This window comes from Streptomyces sp. NPDC043896 (genome assembly GCF_056435605.1).
Genome location: NZ_JBWKEE010000025.1, coordinates 59,896 through 79,292 on the forward strand (window position 1 = coordinate 59,896; position 19,397 = coordinate 79,292).

General features: G+C 75.0%; 16 protein-coding genes and 1 riboswitch. Of the genes, 11 read left to right on the plus strand and 5 right to left on the minus strand.

Annotation, left to right across the window (positions count from 1 at the left end; translation table 11 throughout):
• Nucleotides 1–69 precede the first annotated feature (69 nt).
• Nucleotides 70–465: a VOC family protein gene (locus tag AC069X_RS30280; RefSeq protein WP_478733492.1), complete on the plus strand. Its 396-nt coding sequence runs from the start codon at nt 70–72 to the stop codon at nt 463–465.
• Between the two features lie 82 nt (nt 466–547).
• Here the strand turns inward: AC069X_RS30280 and AC069X_RS30285 are convergent, their stop codons facing one another.
• Both AC069X_RS30285 and AC069X_RS30290 read right to left on the minus strand, forming a co-directional pair.
• Nucleotides 548–1,969: a hypothetical protein gene (locus AC069X_RS30285; RefSeq protein WP_478733494.1), complete on the minus strand. Its 1,422-nt coding sequence runs from the start codon at nt 1,967–1,969 to the stop codon at nt 548–550.
• A gap of 163 nt (nt 1,970–2,132) precedes the next feature.
• A complete protein-coding gene (locus AC069X_RS30290; RefSeq protein ID WP_478733496.1) occupies nt 2,133–3,263 on the minus strand; it encodes an alpha/beta hydrolase family protein in 1,131 nt (376 codons plus the stop codon).
• 309 nt (nt 3,264–3,572) lie between these two features.
• Between AC069X_RS30290 and AC069X_RS30295 the strand changes: the two genes are divergently transcribed.
• The 7 genes from AC069X_RS30295 (at nt 3,573) to AC069X_RS30325 (ending at nt 12,241) form a co-directional block, all read left to right on the plus strand.
• The gene (locus tag AC069X_RS30295; RefSeq protein WP_478733498.1) at nt 3,573–4,856 is read left to right on the plus strand and encodes an inorganic phosphate transporter; all 1,284 of its coding nucleotides are present in this window, start codon (nt 3,573–3,575) and stop codon (nt 4,854–4,856) included.
• Between the two features lie 28 nt (nt 4,857–4,884).
• Nucleotides 4,885–5,106 (plus strand): hypothetical protein, encoded by a 222-nt coding sequence (locus tag AC069X_RS30300; protein ID WP_007263389.1) that lies wholly within the window; start codon nt 4,885–4,887, stop codon nt 5,104–5,106.
• 159 nt (nt 5,107–5,265) lie between these two features.
• Nucleotides 5,266–5,351, plus strand: a riboswitch (cobalamin riboswitch).
• A 58-nt stretch (nt 5,352–5,409) separates the two neighbouring features.
• Entirely contained in the window at nt 5,410–6,366 is a 957-nt protein-coding gene (locus tag AC069X_RS30305) for a cobalamin biosynthesis protein (RefSeq protein WP_478733500.1), read from the plus strand.
• Entirely contained in the window at nt 6,363–7,883 is a 1,521-nt protein-coding gene (locus AC069X_RS30310) for a cobyric acid synthase (protein WP_478733502.1), read from the plus strand. Before AC069X_RS30305 ends, AC069X_RS30310 begins: the two co-directional genes overlap by 4 nt.
• Before the next feature lie 253 nt (nt 7,884–8,136).
• Nucleotides 8,137–10,236, plus strand: a complete 2,100-nt coding sequence (locus AC069X_RS30315; protein ID WP_478733504.1) for a putative cobaltochelatase — start codon at nt 8,137–8,139, stop codon at nt 10,234–10,236.
• Complete coding sequence (gene cobO, locus AC069X_RS30320; RefSeq protein WP_468957519.1) at nt 10,236–10,835, plus strand: cob(I)yrinic acid a,c-diamide adenosyltransferase; 600 nt, start codon at nt 10,236–10,238, stop codon at nt 10,833–10,835. The genes AC069X_RS30315 and cobO overlap by 1 nt, the downstream gene beginning before the upstream one ends.
• Before the next feature lie 5 nt (nt 10,836–10,840).
• The gene (locus AC069X_RS30325) at nt 10,841–12,241 is read left to right on the plus strand and encodes a cobyrinate a,c-diamide synthase (protein ID WP_478733507.1); all 1,401 of its coding nucleotides are present in this window, start codon (nt 10,841–10,843) and stop codon (nt 12,239–12,241) included.
• A gap of 20 nt (nt 12,242–12,261) precedes the next feature.
• Here AC069X_RS30325 and AC069X_RS30330 read toward each other — a convergent pair whose 3' ends face one another.
• Nucleotides 12,262–13,008 (minus strand): ZIP family metal transporter, encoded by a 747-nt coding sequence (locus tag AC069X_RS30330; RefSeq protein ID WP_478733508.1) that lies wholly within the window; start codon nt 13,006–13,008, stop codon nt 12,262–12,264.
• 119 nt (nt 13,009–13,127) lie between these two features.
• Between AC069X_RS30330 and cobC the strand changes: the two genes are divergently transcribed.
• Both cobC and AC069X_RS30340 read left to right on the plus strand, forming a co-directional pair.
• Nucleotides 13,128–14,537: an Rv2231c family pyridoxal phosphate-dependent protein CobC gene (gene cobC, locus AC069X_RS30335; RefSeq protein WP_478733606.1), complete on the plus strand. Its 1,410-nt coding sequence runs from the start codon at nt 13,128–13,130 to the stop codon at nt 14,535–14,537.
• Nucleotides 14,538–14,719: 182 nt separating this feature from the next.
• Nucleotides 14,720–15,907, plus strand: a complete 1,188-nt coding sequence (locus tag AC069X_RS30340) for a CapA family protein (RefSeq protein WP_478733510.1) — start codon at nt 14,720–14,722, stop codon at nt 15,905–15,907.
• A gap of 3 nt (nt 15,908–15,910) precedes the next feature.
• On the opposite strand, the gene AC069X_RS30345 is transcribed toward AC069X_RS30340, so the two are convergent.
• A complete protein-coding gene (locus tag AC069X_RS30345; RefSeq protein ID WP_478733512.1) occupies nt 15,911–16,870 on the minus strand; it encodes an SCO1860 family LAETG-anchored protein in 960 nt (319 codons plus the stop codon).
• Between the two features lie 206 nt (nt 16,871–17,076).
• Nucleotides 17,077–18,171, minus strand: coding sequence for an amidohydrolase family protein (locus AC069X_RS30350; RefSeq protein WP_478733514.1), 1,095 nt, complete (start codon nt 18,169–18,171; stop codon nt 17,077–17,079).
• A 63-nt stretch (nt 18,172–18,234) separates the two neighbouring features.
• Between AC069X_RS30350 and AC069X_RS30355 the strand changes: the two genes are divergently transcribed.
• A complete protein-coding gene (locus AC069X_RS30355; protein ID WP_478733516.1) occupies nt 18,235–19,305 on the plus strand; it encodes a pyridoxal-phosphate-dependent aminotransferase family protein in 1,071 nt (356 codons plus the stop codon).
• Nucleotides 19,306–19,397 lie beyond the last annotated feature (92 nt).

Sequence of the window (19,397 nt, forward strand, 5' to 3'; positions counted from 1 at the left end):
CTGTCGGCGGCGCCTGCCATGCTGTGACGTGGGTCACTTGGATCACCGTCACGAGAGGGAGTGATCGTCATGGCAGGCGTTCCGTCCATCTACCCCACGCTGGTCTACCGCGACGCGAAGGCGGCCATCAGGCTGCTGACCGAGGCCTTCGGCTTCAGCCAGGTCGCGGTGTACGAGGGGGACGACGGCTCGGTGGTGCACGCGGAGCTGGCGTACGGCTCCGGCGCGGTGATGCTGGGCAGCAAGGGCACCGGCGGGGCCTTCGACAAGGCCATGGAGGGTGCCGGCCCGGCCGGGGTCTACGTCGTGGTCGACGACGTGGACGCCCACCACCGGCGGGCGGTCGAGCACGGCGTGGAGATCCTGATGGAGCCCACGGACCAGGACTACGGCTCGCGGGACTACATGGCGCGGGACGCCGAGGGCAACGTGTGGAGCTTCGGGACGTACGCGCCGCAGCTGTGACCCCCGCCACGGGCGGGCACGTACGCCGCTCCGCGCGCCCCCGCGCGGCGCCGGCCGGGGGCTCCGGCCGGCGCCCGGGCGGTCAGCCGCCGCCGGTGTGGACCTGGAAGGCGGCCCGGCGGACCGCCTTGGCCAGCGCGGGGTCGGGGTGGGCGGCGGCCAGGGCGACCAGGACCTGGACCGTGCGGGGGTGGCCGACCGCGCGGACCTCGTCCAGCAGCCGGGGGACGGTGGTGCGGACGGCCGAGTCGAGGTGCCGGGCGAGCAGCTCGGCCTCTCCGTGGTCGGCGATGGCGGCGGCGGTGTCCACCCAGAGCCAGGTGGACTCCTCGGGGGTGAGCACGTCCTGGGCGTCGTCGGGGTCGGCCCCGTCGTGCTCGGCGAGCCAGAGCAGGGCGTAGGGCCGCAGCGCCGGTTCGCGCAGGGCCGCGCGGACCTCGCGCTCGGCGGGGGCGCCGACCACGCGCAGCGCCTCGAAGGCCAGGCCGCGCAGCAGGGCGTCCTCGCCGCGGGCGGCGTGCAGCAGCTCGCTGACGGCGTGGCCGACGGGCCGGGCGGCGAGCCAGGCCCGGTACTCGGCGCGGGCCGGTCCGGGGGTGAGCCGGGCGCAGCCGTGGAGCATGGCGGCGGCGGACTGCTCGATGTTCCCGGCCGGGCTCTGGGCGGCGACGCAGATCTGCTCCAGCTTCACCCACACGGCCCAGCTGCCGAGGGGGGTGAGGGTGGCGCGGGCGGGCCCGAGGGTGACGGCGTCCACGGCGGCGAGTCCGCCCAGGGCCCAGCGCAGCAGCCGGGCGAGCGGGAGCGGCCGGGGTTCGGCGGAGGCGGCCGGGCCGGCGGCGGTGGCGGGCTCCGCGTCGTAGGGGACCTCGCAGCGCTCGTCGCGCAGCTCGGTGACGCGCTGGCCGAGGAGGTCCAGGAGGTCCGGGACGGTGACCGGGCCGGCGGACAGCTGGAGCAGCGACAGCAGCTGGGGCATGGCCTCGACCACCTCGGCGACGGCCGAGGGGGCGATGTCGGCGGGGGCCGGGTGGACGAGCGACCAGGCGTCGAAGAGGGCGACCCAGCCGCGCAGCACGGCGGTGTCGTCACGGTCCCAGGCGCGCAGCCGCCAGCCGGGGCGGGCGTGTCCGCCGTGCACCTCGACGAGGCCGGAGAGGCGGGCGCGGTCCCAGCCGACCCTGATCTGTCCGTGCGTCAGGCCCAGTTCCAGGGCGGCGCGTTCGACGTCGACGGCGGGGAGTGCGCCCGTGGGGGCGGGCCGGCCGCCGTCGCCCGCCCCGAGGTTCCGCTCGGCCCAGCGGGCCAGCCGTACCGCGTCGGCGAGGGAGGCGCGGGCGCGGTTCGCCAGGTCCGCCGTGGCGGGGGTGCCCGCCGGGGGCCGGGCGGCCGGCCGGGTTCGCCGGTCGGTCACCGCCTTGCGCGCCGTGGCGACGGAGCGCTGGGAGACGAGTCGGAGTCTGGAGTCGCGAGCCAACTGCTCATCAGGCTTTCGGGACGTCACGGAAGCAGTCTCGCCCGTCACTGGCCGAAAGCCCAAACGGAACCGGTCATTTCCACAGGTCAGGGGGTGGATGAACCGGGATGAATCACCCACCCCGTCCCGTCCGCCACAGGCCCTTCACGAGGGCGCCACATCACACGCCGCGCGAGGTCCTCGACGCGCGTCACATGAGGGGGGTCAGGAAGCGGCGCAGCGCCTCCTCGTAGCGGAGCGGGTCGGCGTTCCACATCGCCCCGTGCCCGGCGTCCATCACGGTGTGCAGGGTGACCAGGTCGGGCCGGGCGGCGGCGAGCCGGCGGGAGGGCTCCCAGGGGGCGATGGTGTCGGCGGGCCCGTGGAAGAGGAGGACGGGGACGCGCAGCGCGCCGGGGTCCGCCCCCGGAGGGGTGTGGTCGGCGCGGAGCCCCGCACGGCCCTCGGCGGCCCGCACCGCGAGCGGGAGCAGCGGGGCGGGGGTGCCGCGGGCTGCGGCGAGGGCGCGCAGGGTGGTGTGCCAGTCCAGGACGGGCGAGTCCAGTACGAGTCCGCAGACGCGGCCGGCCAGAGCCGAGCGTTCGAGGACGCGCAGGGCCATGGCGGCCCCCGTGGACCAGCCGTACAGGACCACGCGGCGGGCTCCGTAGCGCACGGCGTAGCGGATGGCGGCGTCCAGGTCCCGCCACTCCGACTCGCCGAGGTGGCCGAGGCCGTCCGGGGAGGCGGGCGCGCCGAGGTCGCCCCGGTAGGCGAGGTCGAGCACGGGGAGGCGGTGGCGGTGCAGGAAGGGCATGACCGCCATCGGGTGCTCCCGGCCGGTGCCGAGCCCGTGGACGGTGATCACCCAGGTGCCCCGGGCGCCGGGCAGGAACCAGGCGGGGAGCGGGCCGAGCTCCCCGGGGACGTCCACGTCGGCGTGGTCGAGCCCGAGGGCGGAGCGCGGGTTGCCCCGGTGCACCTGGGGGGTGAGGGCGACGCGCGTGCCGGGGGCCAGCTCGCCGTGGGTGACGGCGAGGAGGCGGCGTACGACGGTGTCCGGGTCGTGCGGGACGCCGGTGAGGACCGAGCCGACCACGGCGTGCACCCCGGGCGCCTCCAGGCCGTGGACGCCCGGCCGCAGGGAGGCCAGCGAGCGGGTGAGGACCACCCGGCCGGGGGCGGTGGAGTGGACGCTGAGGCGGGGGCCGCCGGGCAGCGGGCGGCCCGGTTCGGGCCGCAGGGCCGCGTCGGCGGCGTACCGGCCGGCCGCGACCGCGGCCGCTCCGGCGCCGATCAGGGTCGTGGTGACGGCCGCTGCCGTCGCTGTGGCGGTACGCACCGTTCCAGTCTCGGCCCGTTCCGGTTCCGGCGCGCGACGGCGGCCGGGCCGTCGGAGCGGCGGAAGCGGAGTGATCTACCTCTCTTTACCGGGTCCGGGGAGGTCGTCCGCAGGCCGTCGGGCCCTCCTGGAGGGATCCGTTCACCCGCCTTTGACGTGCATGAATGGGGGTGACTACGACAGAATCAGGACGAATGACCCGATCGTGTGGCGCGTGGGGACACCGTGCCGCCCGAGTCAGTTCATCTTCCGTTCACCCAGGTTGCCTACGGTCGCCGAGCCACTGACGCCAAACAGAAGCCTGGGTAAATGGAGCACATAACGCTTCTCCTCGGGATCGTGATCATCACCGCTCTCGTGTTCGACTTCACGAACGGTTTCCACGACACAGCCAACGCGATGGCCACCACCATCTCGACCGGCGCCCTCAAGCCCAAGACGGCGGTGGCCATGTCCGCCGTGCTCAACCTCGTCGGCGCGTTCATGTCCGTGGAGGTCGCCAAGACGATCTCCAAGGGCCTGGTCAACGAGGAGGGCATTCAGCCGGAGGTGATCTACGCCGCCCTGGTCGGCGCGATCCTCTGGAACCTCGTCACCTGGCTGGTCGGTCTCCCCTCCAGCTCCTCGCACGCCCTGATGGGCGGCCTGGTCGGTGCGGCCGTCGCTTCCGCCGGCCTCGGAGCCGTCAACGGCGACACCCTCGTCACCAAGGTGCTGCTCCCCGCGGTCGCCGCGCCGATCGTGGCCGGTGTGGCCGCGATGCTGGCCGCGAAGATCACGTACAAGCTGAACGGCAAGGTCGGCGAGAAGACCTCCGCCAAGGGCTACAGGGCCGGTCAGATCGCTTCCGCCGGTCTCGTCTCCCTCGCGCACGGCACCAACGACGCGCAGAAGACGATGGGCATCATCACCCTGGCCCTGGTCGCCGGCGGCGCGCTCGCGCCCGGCTCCAACCCGCCGGTCTGGGTCATCGTCTCCGCCGGTCTGGCCATCGCGCTGGGCACCTACCTGGGCGGCTGGCGCATCATCCGCACCATGGGCTCCGGCCTGACCGACCTGCAGCCGCAGCAGGGCTTCGCCGCCCAGACCTCGGCCGCCAGCGTCATCCTGGCCTCCTCCAACCTCGGCTTCTCCCTCTCCACGACGCACGCCTGCTCCGGCGCCGTCATGGGCGCGGGCCTGGGCCGCAAGGGCGGCGTGGTCCGCTGGTCCACCGCCACCCGCATGTTCGTCGCGTGGGGCCTGACCCTGCCGGCCGCCGGCCTGGTCGCCGCGCTCGCCGAGCTGGTCATGCGCACCGGTGACGTCGGCGTCACCGTCGTCACGGTCTTCCTGGTCGGCTCCTGCCTCGCCATCTGGCTGATCTCCCGCCGCCAGGTCGTCGACCACACCAACGTCAACGACACCGGCACCGCCTCCACCGAGGCCGAGGAGCCCGGCGTGGTCACCACCGCCATGGCCGCCGTCGCGGTCCCCCCGCTCGCGGGCACCACCGCCGCGGTGACCGACGAGGACCTCAAGGCCACCATCCCGGCCGCCACGGCCGGCCCGGCCGCCCCGACGACCCCCACGGCCCCGGCCGCGGCGGTCTGACCCCGAGAACGACAGAGGAAACGGCAGTATGAAGATCGACTGGGCAGCACTCGGCTCCGTCTTCGGGGTCAGCCTCTCCGCCACCGTCGCCCTCGTGGCCCTCTTCACCCTGGGCCTGGTGGGCCTCTCCAAGCACGAGGCCGCCACCGAGCAGGGCGGGGCCGCCACCCTGGCCCGCAGCGGCGCCTACGCCTGCTTCGCGCTCTGCGCGGCGGCCGTGGCGTACGGGATCTACCTGATCGTCAGCTGACACCGCCCCACCGCGTACGAAAGCTCCCTCCGGGATTCCCCGGAGGGGGCTTTCGCGTACCCGGGCCCCTTCTCCGCCGTCCGTCCCACCAGGTCAACGGCAAGTTGACGGGCGTTCGCGGGGCGTGGTGGACTGCCCGAGCCAATACGGCGGCATGGAGAGGAAGTCCGGTGCGATTCCGGCGCGGTCCCGCCACTGTCACCGGGGAGCGCACGCGGCGCGTGCGCCCCGGGAGCCAGGAACTCTCGCCGCCGGACACGTCGAACCAGGGCGCGGACCCTGAGTGAGGACATACCTGCCACCATGCGTGCCGACCGCGTCTTCGCGTACGGCGTCACGGCGGGGCTGATCGGCGACCGGATCCTCGGGGATCCGCGCCGGGGGCACCCCGTGGCCGCCTTCGGACGAGCCGCCGCCGCAGTCGAGGGCGCCCTGTGGCGCGACGACCGCGCCCGCGGCCTCCTGCACACCGTCATCTGCGCCGGCGGCGCCGCCGCCGCCGGCGCGCTGGGCGCACGCGCCGTGCGCTCCCGGCCCGCGGCCGCCCGTATCGCCCTGACCGCCGCGGCCACCTGGGCCGTGGTCGGCGGCACGTCCCTCGGCCGGGAGGCCCGCGCCATCGGCGGGGCGCTCGCCGCCGGGGACGCGGAGGTCGCCCGGGAGCGGCTCCCGCACCTGTGCGGGCGCGACCCCCAGGCGCTGGACGAGCAGCAGATGGCCCGGGCCGTCGTCGAGTCCGTCGCCGAGAACACCTCCGACGCCGTGGTCGGGGCCCTGGTGTGGGGCGCCGTCGCCGGGGTCCCCGGGCTGCTGGCGTTCCGCGCCGTGAACACCCTGGACGCGATGGTGGGCCACAAGTCGCCCCGCTACCTCCGTTACGGCTGGGCCTCCGCCCGCCTCGACGACCTGGCCGGCTGGCCCGGCGCCCGGCTGACCGCGCTCGCGGCCGTCGCGGCCGGTCCCGACCGGCGGGGAGCCGTACGGGCCTGGCGCGCGGACGCCGCCGCCCACCCCAGCCCCAACGCCGGACCGGTCGAGGCCTCCTTCGCCGGGGCGCTCGGCGTCCGGCTGGGCGGAACCCTGTCCTACGGGGGCCGGGTCGAGCACCGTGCCGTACTGAACGGCGCCACCGGGCGGCCCGTGGAGGTCGCCGACATCGAACGAGCGGTACGGCTCTCGCGCCGGGTGACGTGGCTGGCCCTGGGTGCCTGCGTGGCCGTGCGCTCCGCCGTGGCGATGACGAGAAGGGGACGGGCATGAGCGGGACGGGGCGCGGCGGCGGACTGCTGGTCGCCGGTACGACGTCGGACGCGGGCAAGAGCGTGGTCACGGCGGGCATCTGCCGCTGGCTGGCCCGGCAGGGCGTGAAGGTCGCCCCGTTCAAGGCCCAGAACATGTCGCTGAACTCGTTCGTGACGCGGGAGGGCGCCGAGATCGGCCGCGCCCAGGCCATGCAGGCCCAGGCTGCGCGGGTCGAGCCGACCGCGCTGATGAACCCCGTCCTGCTCAAGCCGGGCAGCGACCGCAGCAGCCAGGTGGTGCTGCTGGGCAAGCCGGTGGGCGAGATGAGCGCCCGCGGCTACCACGGCGGCCGGCAGGAGCAGCTCCTCGGCATCGTCACGGACTGCCTCGAACAGCTACGGGGCACGTATGACGCCGTGATCTGCGAAGGGGCCGGCAGTCCGGCCGAGATCAACCTGCGCCGGACCGACATCGTGAACATGGGGATCGCGCGGGCCGCGCGGTTCCCGGTGGTCGTGGTCGGCGACATCGACCGGGGCGGGGTCTTCGCCTCCTTCTTCGGGACGACGGCCCTGCTGTCTCCCGAGGACCAGTCGCTGATCGCCGGGTACGTGGTCAACAAGTTCCGCGGTGACGTGTCCCTGCTGGAACCCGGCATGGAGATGCTGCGCGGCCTGACGGGCCGGGCCACGTACGGGGTGCTGCCCTTCCGGCACGGGCTGGGCATCGACGAGGAGGACGGCCTGCGGGTGTCCCTGCGGGGCGCGGTACGCGAGTCCGTGGTCGCCCCGCCCGTCGGCGAGGACGTGCTGCGGGTCGCGGTGTGCGCGGTGCCGCTGATGTCGAACTTCACCGACGTCGACGCGCTGGCCGCGGAACCGGGCGTGGTCGTGCGGTTCGTGGACCGGGCCGAGGAACTGGCCGACGCCGACCTGGCCGTCGTACCGGGCACGCGCGGCACGGTGAAGGCGCTGGAGTGGCTGCGGGAGCGGGGTCTCGCCGACGCGCTGGCCCGGCGGGCCGCCGAGGGGCGCCCGGTCCTGGGCATCTGCGGCGGCTTCCAGGCCCTGGGCGAGCACATCGAGGACGAGGTCGAGTCCAAGGCGGGCTCGGTGGCGGGGCTGGGGCTGCTGCCGGTGCGCGTGCGCTTCGCCGTCGAGAAGACCCTGGCCCGGCCGGAGGGCCGGGCACTGGGCGAGGAGGTCACCGGCTACGAGATCCACCACGGGGTGGCCGAGGTACTGGGCGGGGAGCCCTTCCTCGACGGCTGCCGGGTCGGGTCGGTGTGGGGCACCCACTGGCACGGCTCGCTGGAGTCGGACGGCTTCCGCCGGGCGTTCCTCCGGGAGGTGGCCGCCGCCGCGGGCCGCCGCTTCGTGCCGGCGCCCGACACGTCGTTCGGCGCGCTGCGGGAGGAGCAGCTGGACCTGCTGGGGGACCTGATCGAGGAGCACGCCGACACCGCCGCGCTGCTCCGGCTGATCGAGGGCGGCGCCCCGTCGGGCCTCCCGTTCCTCCCCCCGGGCGCCCCGTGACGGCCCGGGCCCCGCGGGGCTGTTCCCCTGCCCCGGACGGGCTGGATCTTCAGCCCCGCCGGCGTCCGAGGTCCGCTCCTCCGGGGGCGGAGCCCCCGGAGGAGCGGGGTCCGGGGCAGCGCCCCGGGGAACGGGCGGAGGGCGGGGCGGGAAGCAGCCCGCGCAGCGGCACCCGCGCCCCCGGCTCCGTTCCGCAGCCCACCCGCGACAACCCGCGCACGCAGACCCATACACACGAAGGAGGGGCAACCGCATGAGCACGCCCTACCCGTTCACCGCAGTCGTCGGCCAGACCGACCTGCGGCTGGCGCTCCTGCTCAACGCCGTGAGCCCCGCGGTCGGCGGCGTGCTGGTGCGCGGTGAGAAGGGGACCGCCAAGTCCACCGCCGTGCGCGCGCTGTCCGCGCTGCTCCCCCACGTCGACGTCGTGCCCGGCTGCCGGTTCTCGTGCGCGCCCGCCGCGCCCGACCCGGCCTGCCCGGACGGCCCGCACGAGCCGGGCCCCGGCACCGACCGCCCCGCTCGCATGGTCGAGCTGCCCGTCGGCGCCTCCGAGGACCGCCTCGTCGGCGCCCTCGATATCGAGCGGGCCCTCGCGGAAGGTGTGAAGGCCTTCGAACCGGGCCTCCTGGCGGACGCGCACCGCGGAATCCTGTACGTCGACGAAGTGAACCTCCTCCACGACCACTTGGTGGACGTTCTCCTCGACGCCGCCGCGATGGGCGCCTCCTACGTGGAGCGCGAGGGTGTCTCCGTACGCCACGCCGCCCGCTTCCTGCTCGTCGGGACGATGAACCCCGAGGAGGGCGAGCTGCGGCCGCAGCTGCTGGACCGGTTCGGGCTGACCGTCGAGGTCGCGGCCTCCCGGGAGCCCGGGCAGCGCGTCGAGGTGGTGCGCCGCCGGCTCGCGTACGAGGACGACCCCGCGGGCTTCGCGCACCGCTGGGCCGGGGACGAGAGCGAGGTGCGGGCGCGGGTCGTGGCCGCGCGGGCGCTGCTGCCACAGGTGGTGCTCGGTGACACCGCGCTGCTCCGGATCGCCGCGACCTGCGCCGGGTTCGAGGTCGACGGCATGCGCGCCGACATCGTGATGGCCCGTACCGCGACCGCGCTGGCGGCGTGGGCCGGGCGGACCTCCGTGCTCAAGGAGGACGTCCGCCAGGCCGCCCTGCTGGCCCTCCCCCACAGGCGCCGGCGCAACCCCTTCGACGCGCCCGGCCTGGACGAGGACAAGCTCGACGAGATCCTGGACGGCTTTCCCGACGAGGACCCCGAGCCCGAGCCCGACCCGGAGCCCGAGGGCCCCGGCGACGGCGACGGCGACGGTGACGGCGACGGTGACGGCGGCCCCGACGGGGGCGGCGGGGTGCCCCCGCAGGGCGGCGGGCCCGAGACCGGGCATGCGCCCGACACCCCGCAGGAGGTTCCGCAGGAGTCCCCCGAGCCGCAGCCCTCCGCCCCGCAGCAGGGCGGGGCCGGCGGATCCGAGCAGGCCGCCGTGGGCGCGTCCGAGCCGTTCCGCACCAAGATGCTGAGCGTGCCCGGCCTCGGCGAGGGCGCGGCCGGGCGGCGCTCGCGCGCCCGCACCGCGCACGGCCGCACCACCGGCGCCCAGCGCCCCCGGGGGCAGCTGACGAAGCTGCACCTGGCGGCCACCGTGCACGCCGCCGCCCCGCACCAGAAGGCGCGCGGGCGTACCGGACGCGGCCTCGTGGTGCGCAGGGACGACCTCCGGCAGGCCACCCGGGAGGGCCGCGAGGGCAACCTCGTGCTGTTCTGCGTCGACGCGTCGGGCTCGATGGCGGCCCGGCAGCGGATGAGCGCCGTCAAGGGCGCGGTGCTGTCGCTGCTGCTGGACGCCTACCAGCGCCGGGACAAGGTCGGCCTGATCACCTTCCGCGGGGCCGGCGCCGAACTGGCGCTGCCGCCCACCTCGTCGGTGGACGCGGCCGCCGCCCGGCTGGGGAAGCTGCCGACCGGCGGCCGCACCCCCCTCGGCCCGGGCCTGCTCAAGGCTCACGAGGTACTGCGGATCGAGCGGCTGCGGGACCCCTCGCGGCGCCCGCTGCTGGTGGTCGTCACCGACGGGCGGGCCACCTCGGCCGGGTCCGTCGGCGGTGACCCGCGCGAGCTGTCGGGGCGCAGCGCCCGGCTGCTGGCCGCCGAGGGGATCGCCTCGGTGGTCGTGGACTGCGAGTCGGGGCCGGTCCGGCTGGGCCTGGCGGGGATGCTCGCCGCCGACCTGGGCGGGCCCGCCGTGACCCTGGACGGGCTGCGGGCCGACTCGCTGGCCGGGCTCGTGAAGAACGTACGTACGTCAGTGACCCACGAAACCTCCAGGAGGGCCGCGTAATGCCGCAGGGACAGCCGACCGTCGTTCCGGACGACGGACTCACGACGCGTCAGCGCCGCAACCGCCCGCTCGTCTTCGTCCACACCGGGCCGGGCAAGGGCAAGTCGACGGCCGCGTTCGGTCTGGCACTGCGCGCCTGGAACCAGGGCTGGCCGATCGGGGTGTTCCAGTTCGTCAAGTCCGCGAAGTGGAAGGTCGGCGAGGAGAACGCCCTCAAGGTGCTGGGCGCCTCCGGCGAGGGAGGCTCCGTCGTCTGGCACAAGATGGGCGAGGGCTGGTCCTGGGTCCAGCGGGACGCGCAGCTCGACAACGAGCAGGCGGCCAAGGAGGGCTGGGAGCAGGTCAAGCGCGACCTGGCCGCCGAGACGCACAAGCTGTACGTGCTCGACGAGTTCGCGTACCCGATGCACTGGGGCTGGATCGACGTGGACGAGGTGATCGAGGTGCTGCGGAACCGCCCCGGCACCCAGCACGTGGTCATCACGGGCCGCAACGCCCCGGAGAAGCTGATGGAGTTCGCGGACCTGGTCACCGAGATGACCAAGGTCAAGCACCCCATGGACGCCGGCCAGAAGGGCCAGAAGGGCATCGAGTGGTGACGTCCGTGAACGTGCCACGGCTGGTCATCGCCGCGCCGTCCTCCGGCAGCGGCAAGACCACCGTGGCGACGGGCCTGATGGCGGCCTTCGCGGAGCGCGGCCTGGCCGTGTCCCCGCACAAGGCCGGGCCCGACTACATCGACCCCGGCTACCACGCGCTGGCCACCGGCCGGCCGGGCCGCAACCTGGACGCCTTCATGTGCGGGCCCGAGCTGGTCGGGCCGCTGTTCGCGCACGGCTCCGCCGGGTGCGACCTGGCCGTGGTCGAGGGTGTGATGGGGCTGTACGACGGGGCCGCGGGGCGGGGCGAGCTGGCGTCGACGGCGCAGGTGGCGAAGCTGCTGCGGGCGCCGGTGGTACTGGTGGTGGACGCCTCCTCTCAGTCCCGCTCGGTGGCGGCGCTGGTGCACGGCTTCGCCTCGTTCGACCCGCAGGTGCGGCTCGGCGGGGTGATCCTCAACAAGGTGGGCTCCGACCGGCACGAGGCCATGCTGCGGGAGGCGCTGGAGGAGGCCGGGATGCCGGTCCTCGGTGTCATGCGGCGGGCCCCGCAGGTGGCGACGCCGTCCCGGCACCTGGGCCTGGTCCCGGTGGCCGAGCGGCGGGCCGACGCCGTCGCCGCGGTGGCGGCGCTGGCCGAGCAGGTGCGGGCCGGCTGCGACCTGGACGCGCTGATGGCGCTGGCCCGTACGGCGCCCCCGCTGGACTGCGCGGCGTGGTCGCCGCAGGAGGCCGTCGCCGCGGTCCCCGCCGCCTCCGCCCTCCCGGCCGTCCCCGCCGTCCCGGCCGCCGCGGGGCCGCGCCCCGTCGTCGCCGTCGCGGGCGGGGCCGCGTTCACGTTCTCGTACGCCGAGCACGCGGAGCTGCTGACGGCCGCGGGCGCCGACGTGGTCGCCTTCGACCCGCTGCGGGACGAGGCCCTTCCCGAGGGCACCGCCGGACTGGTGATAGGCGGCGGCTTCCCCGAGGTGTACGCCCCCGAGCTGTCGGCGAACGAGCCGCTCCGCAAGGCCGTCGTGGACTTCGCGGCGTCCGGAGGGCCGGTCGCCGCCGAGTGCGCCGGGCTGCTGTACCTGGCGCGCTCCCTCGACGGAAAGCCGATGTGCGGGGTGCTCGACGCCGACGCCCGGATGTCGGAGCGGCTCACGCTCGGCTACCGGGAGGCGGTGGCGGTGTCGGACAGCAGCCTGGCCGCCGCCGGAACCCGGCTGCGCGGGCACGAGTTCCACCGGACGGTGATCGAGCCCGGCGCCGGATCCGCGCCGGCGTGGGGGTTCACGCATCCGGAACGCCGCGTCGAGGGCTTCGTACGACAGGGCGTGCACGCCAGTTACCTGCACACCCACTGGGCGGCGCAGCCCTCGGTGGCCCGTCGCTTCGCGGAAGCCGCGGCAGCCCACCGGTGAGACCGCGCCAGGGCCGCGGGTCAGTCCGCGAGGCCCACCACGAGCCAGATCCCGGCCACCCCGCCCACCGTGCACATCAGCGTCGACAGGGCGGGGTGCTCGTGGTGCGCCTCGGGGAGGATCTCGGCGGCCGCCAGGTACAGCAGGGCGCCGCCGAAGAATCCGAGGTACGCCCCGAGGGGTTCCTCCGGAAGGGTGAAGAGCAGGGTCGACGCCGCGCCCACGACGGGGGCCACGGCGTCGGCGAAGAGCATCAGCAGGGCCTTGCGGCGGGCGTTCCCGTACAGGCGGGTGAGCGTGTACGTGTTGAACCCGTCGGCGAAGTCGTGGGTGATGACGGCCAGGGCCACGGCCACGCCCATGCCCCCGCCGACCTGGAAGGCCGCCCCGAGGGCCACTCCGTCGGCGACGCTGTGGCCGACCATCGCGGCGGCCGCGGTGAGGCCGACCTGCGGGACGCGGCCGCCGCCGGGGCCGTGGCCGCCGTTGTTCCCGGCGCCGTGAGCGGCCTGGCGTACGGCGAGCAGGCGCTCGACCACGTGGGCGACGAGGAAGCCTCCCACGAACAGGAGCAGGGCCAGCGGGACGCCGAACACCTCGGTGCCGGCCGCGTCCATCGCCTCCGGCAGCAGGTCGAGGCCCACCACGCCGAGCATCAGCCCGCCGGCCAGGCCGAGCACCAGGTGGCGGCGGTCCGTGACGCGTTGCGCCGTCCAGCCGCCCGCCAGCGTCATGAGGAACGCGCCCAGAGCCACGATCACCGCCATGTGCCCCTGAATACCGACTGGCGGCCGCGCGCGCACTTCCGCGCGCGGGCGGCGGACGACACCGTGTTGACGAGTATCGACGGACGAAGGACGGAGGAGGGATCCCGGTGGGCGAGTACGTGACGCGGCTGGTGGTCGGGGTCGGCGGGCGCGCGGGGGTCTCCGTCGAGGAGGTCTGCGCGCTGGTCGAGGAGACGCTGCGGGGGGCCGGGCTGGCCACCGGGGCGGTGACGGCGCTGGCCACGGTGGAAGCGAAGACCCGGGAGCCGGGCATCGCGGGGGCGGCGGAACGTTTCGGCGTGCCGTTGGTCGGCTACCCGGCGGAGGAACTCGCGCGGATCCCCGTACCTCACCCGTCGACCGCGGTGCGCAGCGCCTCCGGCACCTCCTCGGTGGCGGAGGCGGCGGCGCTGGCGGGCGGCGGGGAACTCCTCGTGCCGAAGCGCCGGTCGGTGGCGGCGACCTGCGCGGTGGCCACCGTCGAGGAGCACGACCTGCGCCACCACGGGGACGCCGAGGTCGCGGACGCCGGCGGGGCGCTGGTCGACCTCGCGGTGAACGTGCGGTCGGACACGCCGCCTCGGTGGCTCAAGGAGCGGATCGCGTCCTGCCTCGGGGACCTCGCGGCCTACCCGGACGGGCGGGCGGCGCGGGCGGCGGTGGCGGCCCGGCACGGACTGCCGGTCGAACGGGTGCTGCTGACGGCGGGGGCGGCGGAGGCGTTCGTACTGATCGCGCGGGCTCTGGGGGCCGAACGGCCGGTCGTGGTGCACCCCCAGTTCACCGAGCCGGAGGCGGCGCTGCGCGACGCCGGGCACCGGGTGGAGCGGGTGCTGCTGCGCGCCGAGGACGGCTTCCGGCTGGACCCCGCCGCGGTACCGGAGGAGGCCGACCTTGTGGTGGTGGGCAACCCCACCAACCCGACGTCGGTCCTGCACCCGGCGGCGACCCTGGCCGCGCTGGCCCGGCCGGGCCGGGTCCTGGTGGTGGACGAGGCGTTCATGGACGCCGTCCCGGGTGAACGCGAGGCGCTGGCGGGGCGGATGGACGTGCCGGGTCTGGTGGTGCTCCGGAGCCTGACGAAGACGTGGGGGCTGGCGGGGCTGCGGATCGGCTACGTCCTGGCCGAACCGGAGGTCATCGCGAAGCTCGCCGCCGCGCAGCCGCTGTGGCCGGTGTCGACGCCGGCCCTGGTGGCGGCGGAGGCGTGCGTGGCCCCGGAGGCGCTGGCGGAGGCGGAGGCGGCGGCCCGCCGGATCGCGGTGGACCGGGAGCACCTGCTGGCGGGGCTGGAGGAGTTCGAGGAGGTCACGGTGTCGGGGACGGCCGAGGGCCCGTTCGTCCTGATCCGCGTCCCGGGCGCGGCGGAAGTCCGCACCCGCCTGCGCGCGCTGGGCTTCGCGGTGCGCCGGGGCGACACCTTCCCGGGCCTGGACGCCGACTGGCTCCGCCTGGCGGTCCGCGACAGGGCGACGACGGGCAGGCTCCTCCAGGCCCTGGACCACGCCCTGGCCCTGACCGCGCGCTAGCGGCGGGGCGGGTGGGCAGACACCGCCCCGCCCCGCGAGGGGTGGATGGCCGGCCCGTACCGCGAGCTCCCCGACGCCCGCCTAGGGCCTGTCGTCAAACTTCCGTCTGCCCCGCGGCGACGACGGCAGTTCGACGACAGGCCCTAGCATGGGCGGGACGAACCACGGACGGGGGACGGTACATGAAGGTCGCGGCGCGGATAGGGGTCGGGATCCTCGGCCTGGCGGTGGTGGGTGGGGGCGTCTACGCCGCGCCCCGGCTCCTGGGTGACGGGGGCGCCGCCACGGAGCAGCGGCTCCAGGGCAAGCCCGGGACGGCGAAGGACGCGCCGGCCGGGACGCCGTTCACGCTGGTGGCGACCGGAGACATCATCCCGTACCCCTCGATCATCCAGCGGGCGGCGGACGACGCCGGCGGCAAGGCCGGCGAGTACGACTTCCGGAAGATACTCGCGGGCGTCAAGCCCATCGTGTCCGCCGCCGACCTGGCGATATGCCACCACGAGATACCGTACGGCCGGCCCGGCGGCCCCTACACCGGATACCCGGCCTTCAAGGCCCCGCACCAACTGGCCGACGCCCTCAAGGACGCCGGGTACGACAGCTGTTCCACCGCTTCGAACCACACCCTCGACGACGGCTACGACGGTCTCACCCGCACCCTCGACCACCTCGACCGGGTCGGCATCAAGCACGTCGGCTCGGCGCGCAGCGCCGACGAGGCCAAGGCCCCGGCCGTGCTCTCGGCCGGCGGCGCGAAGGTCGCCCAGTTGGACTACACGTACGGGACGAACGGCATTCCCCTCCCGGCGGGCAAGCCCTGGGCCGTGAACCTGATCGACCACAACCGGATCATCGCCGACGCCCGCGCGGCCCGGGCGGCCGGCGCGAACGTCGTCGTCCTCAGCATCCACTGGGGCACCGAGTGGCAGACGGCGCCCGACCAGCAGCAGAAGGACCTCGCGCAGGCGCTGACCGCCTCGCGCGGGGCGGACGGGCTCCCCGACATCGATCTGGTCCTCGGTACGCACAACCACGTGCCGCAGCCCTACGAGAAGATCAACGGCACCTGGGTGGTCTTCGGCATGGGCGACCAGGTCGCGAGTTTCTACGAGCCGGAGAAGGCGCGGGGCAACATGTCCTCGATCCCCCGGTTCACCTTCGCCCCGTCGGCCAAGCAGAACGGCCGCTGGGAGGTGGTGAAGGCGGAGTACCTCACGCAGTACTCCGACATGAAGCCTCCGTTCCGGGTGGTGTGCACCTCTTGCGCGACGGACCGTCCGGACTACGCCCGGGTCGACAAGGAGATCACGGCGGCCGTCACCTCGCGCGGCGCCGTCGGCCAGGGGCTGGAGCACGCCTCCCGCTGAGGACTACCGGGTCCTGCCGCGCCGCGTCACGACGAGCGCGCCCGCGCCGATGCCCAGCAGGAGGAGGGCGCCGCCGGCGACGAACGGGGTGACCGAACCGGCTCCGGTCTCGGCGAGGTTGGCCTGCGTCGCGGTGGTCTGCGGCTTGGTGTCGGGCTTGACCTCCGGCTTCGATCCCGGCTTGACCTCCGGCTTGGTTTCCGGCTTGCTCTCCGGCTTCGCGACGGCGGGGCTCGCCGCCGGCGCGGGCCCCTTGGGGGACTCGCAGTGGGCCTCGGCGAGGACGACCTCGCCGTCGACCTGGGCCACGTTCAGGTTCAGCGGGTTGACCGCCACCTTCAGGCGCAGCGCGGCCGCCGCGGCGGTGGTGGAGGTGGTCTGCGTGCCGGAGAGCTCCATGGAGACGAGGCCGACGCCGGGGACCTCGACCTTGGTGGCGGGGCCGCCGGCGGTGAGGGTGACCTTCTTGCCGAGGGCGGTGACGGTGCCGAGGACGTTCGAGGTGGCGACCGGCTTCTTGCCCGCCTCACAGACGGCCTTGGAAGTGACCTTCTCCACCTCGATGAGGGAGAGCGCGGGCAGCCCGGGGACGTGCACCCTGGCGCGGGCGAGGTGGGACTCGGCCTGGGCGGTCTTCTTGTCGGCGGTCGCCTTGGCGGTGGCGACGTCCGCCTTCAGGACCCTGACCGGCTGCCCCTGTTCGACGCCGTCGAGGGTGACGGTGAGGGCCGTCTTGTCGGCGCTCGCGGGTGCGGTGACCTCGTTGAGACTGGCCTTCAGCGGGACGTGCACGGCCTTGTTGAGCAGGCCCACGTCCAGTCCGGTCCGCAGGACGGCGGCGCCGGAGGTGCCCTCGCTCCCCGTGCCGCCGCCCGTGGCGAGGGCGGGCGGCGCGGCGAGCAGGGCCACCGCTCCCGTGGCGATCAGAACGGCCGCGGGCATGCGGAAGGTGTTGCTGTTCAAAGTGGTGGAACCCCCAGGGAGATGGGTGCCGTCGCGGCGCCAATGGGGGACATCGCGCACGCCGACGGCTTCGACGTTCGAAATCCTTACGCACGGAGAGTGAACGGTCAGCAACCTGAGGTGAGTTCACTCCAAAGGGTGGTTTCCACGCACGTATTCGATTTTCTGCGCACCGCCTGACCCAGGAGTCCCTTCCGGCACACCCTTCAGCCGCGGACCACGCCGTTCACGACCACCCGCTCCGGCTGCGCCAGGGCCCGTACGTCGGCACGCGGGTCGGTGGCGTAGACGACGAGGTCGGCCGGGGCGCCTTCGGTCAGGCCCGGGCGGCCGAGCCATGCGCGGGCCGACCAGGCCGTCGCCGAGAGGGCGTCCAGGGGCGGGATGCCGGCCTTCACGAGCTCCTCGACCTCGGCGGCGACCAGGCCGTGCGGCAGGGAACCCCCCGCGTCCGTGCCGACGTACACCGGGATGCCCGCGTCCCAGGCCGCCCTGACGGTGTCGTACCGCCGCTCGTGGAGCCGCCGCATGTGCGCCGACCAGCGGGGGAACCTGGCCTCGCCGCCCGCCGCCAGCTTCGGGAAGGTCGCGATGTTCACCAGGGTCGGCACGATCGCCACGCCGCGCTCCGCGAACAGCGGGATGGTGTCCTCGGTGAGCCCGGTGGCGTGCTCGACGCAGTCGATGCCCGCCTCGACGAGGTCCCGCAGCGAATCCTCCGCGAAGCAGTGCGCGGTGACCCGGGCGCCCAGCCGGTGCGCCTCGGCGATGGCGGCCTCGACCTCGGCGCGCGGCCAGCAGGCCGTCAGGTCGCCGGCGTCCCGGTCGATCCAGTCGCCGACGAGCTTGACCCAGCCGTCGCCGCGCCGCGCTTCGCGGGCGACGTACTCGACGAGCTGCGGCGGTTCGATCTCGTGTGCGTAGTTGCGGATGTAGCGCCGGGTGCGGGCGATGTGCCGGCCCGCCCGGATGATCTTCGGGAGGTCCTCGCGGTCGTCGATCCAGCGGGTGTCGGAGGGGGATCCGGCGTCGCGGATGAGGAGGGTGCCGGCGTCCCGGTCGGTGAGTGCCTGCTGTTCGGCGGTCGCCGCGTCGACCGGGCCGTGGGCGTCGAGGCCCACGTGGCAGTGGGCGTCGACCAGGCCTGGCAGGGCCCAGCCGGTGACCGTGGTGACCTCGCGGGCGGCGGTCGGCCGCTCGTAGGAGATCCGTCCGCCGACGACCCACAGTTCGTCGCGCACCTCGTGGGGCCCGACGAGCACGCGCCCCTTCACATGGAGCACACCGTTGTGATCACTCATGTCCGCACTGTACGTGCGGCCTGGGTAGGCTCGGCCGGTAACCCCGGACGAAGAGAGCACCTCGTGACCCACCCCCTGCTGGACCTCCCGCCGCTGACCGCCGAGCACTTCGCGTCGATCGAGCGGGGGGTGGCGCGGCTGCTGGACACCCGGCACGACGTGGTGATCACCCAGGGCGAGGCGCTGCTGCCGCTGGAGGGCTGCATCCGCTCGGGGGCGCGGCCGGGTTCGACCGCGCTGAACGTCGTGACCGGCCCGTACGGGACCACCTTCGGCAACTGGCTGCGTGACGCGGGGGCGGAGGTGGTGGACCTGGCGGTGCCGTTCGACACGGCCGTCACCGGGGAGCAGGTCGCCGAGGCCCTGGCCGCCCGTCCGGAGATCGACTTCGTCTCCCTGGTGCACGCCGAGGCGGCCACCGGCAACACCAACCCGGTGGCGGAGATCGGCGAGGCGGTACGGGCCCACGGGGCGCTGTTCATGCTGGACGCCGTGGCGTCGGTGGGTGCCGAGCCGCTGCTGCCGGACGCGTGGGGCGTGGACCTGTGCGTGATCGGCGCGCAGAAGGCGATGGGCGGTCCCGCGGGGGTTTCGGCGGTGTCGGTGAGCGAGCGCGCCTGGGAGCGGTTCGCGGCCAACCCGGCGGCGCCGCGCCGCTCGTACCTGTCGCTGCTGGACTGGAAGGAACGCTGGATCGACGGCGGCCGCAAGGCGCTGCTCCACGCGCCGGCGCAGCTGGAGATGCTGGCGCTGGAGGCCTGCCTGGACCGGATCTCGGCCGAGGGCCTGGAGGGTGTGCTCGCCCGGCACGCGGCCGCCGCCCGGGCCACGCGGGCGGGCGCGGCGGAACTCGGCCTGGCGCCCTGGGTCGGGGATGCGGCGCAGGCCGCTCCGGTGGCGACGACGCTGCGGGCCCCGGAGGCTTCGCTGGTGGTGGCGAAGGCGCTGGCGGCGGATCCGCGGGCGGCGCTCGCGGCGGGCGGCGGGGCGCTGGCCGGGGAGATGGTCCGGGTCAACCACTACGGCCCGGCGGCTTCGCCGGAGGCGGTCGGGGTGGCGCTGGGGGCACTGGCTCGTGCCCTCGACGCCGATCCGGCGCCGGCGCTGGCGGCGGCTTCGGCGGCCTGGGCGTAGGACCGCCGCGGGCCGGGCCGCCGGGGCACGCTGCGCCGCGGCGGCCCGGTCCGGGCGCGGGCCGCTCCGGGCGGCTCGTGGTTCCGGGGGCT

Bases quoted from the DNA above. Each gene is read 5' to 3' on its own strand.
- AC069X_RS30280 (WP_478733492.1), top strand. From the start codon at position 70: ATGGCAGGCGTTCCGTCCATCTACCCCACGCTGGTCTACCGCGACGCG.
- AC069X_RS30295 (WP_478733498.1), top strand. From the start codon at position 3,573: ATGGAGCACATAACGCTTCTCCTCGGGATCGTGATCATCACCGCTCTC.
- AC069X_RS30300 (WP_007263389.1), top strand. From the start codon at position 4,885: ATGAAGATCGACTGGGCAGCACTCGGCTCCGTCTTCGGGGTCAGCCTC.
- AC069X_RS30305 (WP_478733500.1), top strand. From the start codon at position 5,410: ATGCGTGCCGACCGCGTCTTCGCGTACGGCGTCACGGCGGGGCTGATC.
- AC069X_RS30310 (WP_478733502.1), top strand. From the start codon at position 6,363: ATGAGCGGGACGGGGCGCGGCGGCGGACTGCTGGTCGCCGGTACGACG.
- AC069X_RS30315 (WP_478733504.1), top strand. From the start codon at position 8,137: ATGAGCACGCCCTACCCGTTCACCGCAGTCGTCGGCCAGACCGACCTG.
- cobO (WP_468957519.1), top strand. From the start codon at position 10,236: ATGCCGCAGGGACAGCCGACCGTCGTTCCGGACGACGGACTCACGACG.
- AC069X_RS30330 (WP_478733508.1), bottom strand. From the start codon at position 13,008: ATGGCGGTGATCGTGGCTCTGGGCGCGTTCCTCATGACGCTGGCGGGC.
- AC069X_RS30340 (WP_478733510.1), top strand. From the start codon at position 14,720: ATGAAGGTCGCGGCGCGGATAGGGGTCGGGATCCTCGGCCTGGCGGTG.
- AC069X_RS30350 (WP_478733514.1), bottom strand. From the start codon at position 18,171: ATGAGTGATCACAACGGTGTGCTCCATGTGAAGGGGCGCGTGCTCGTC.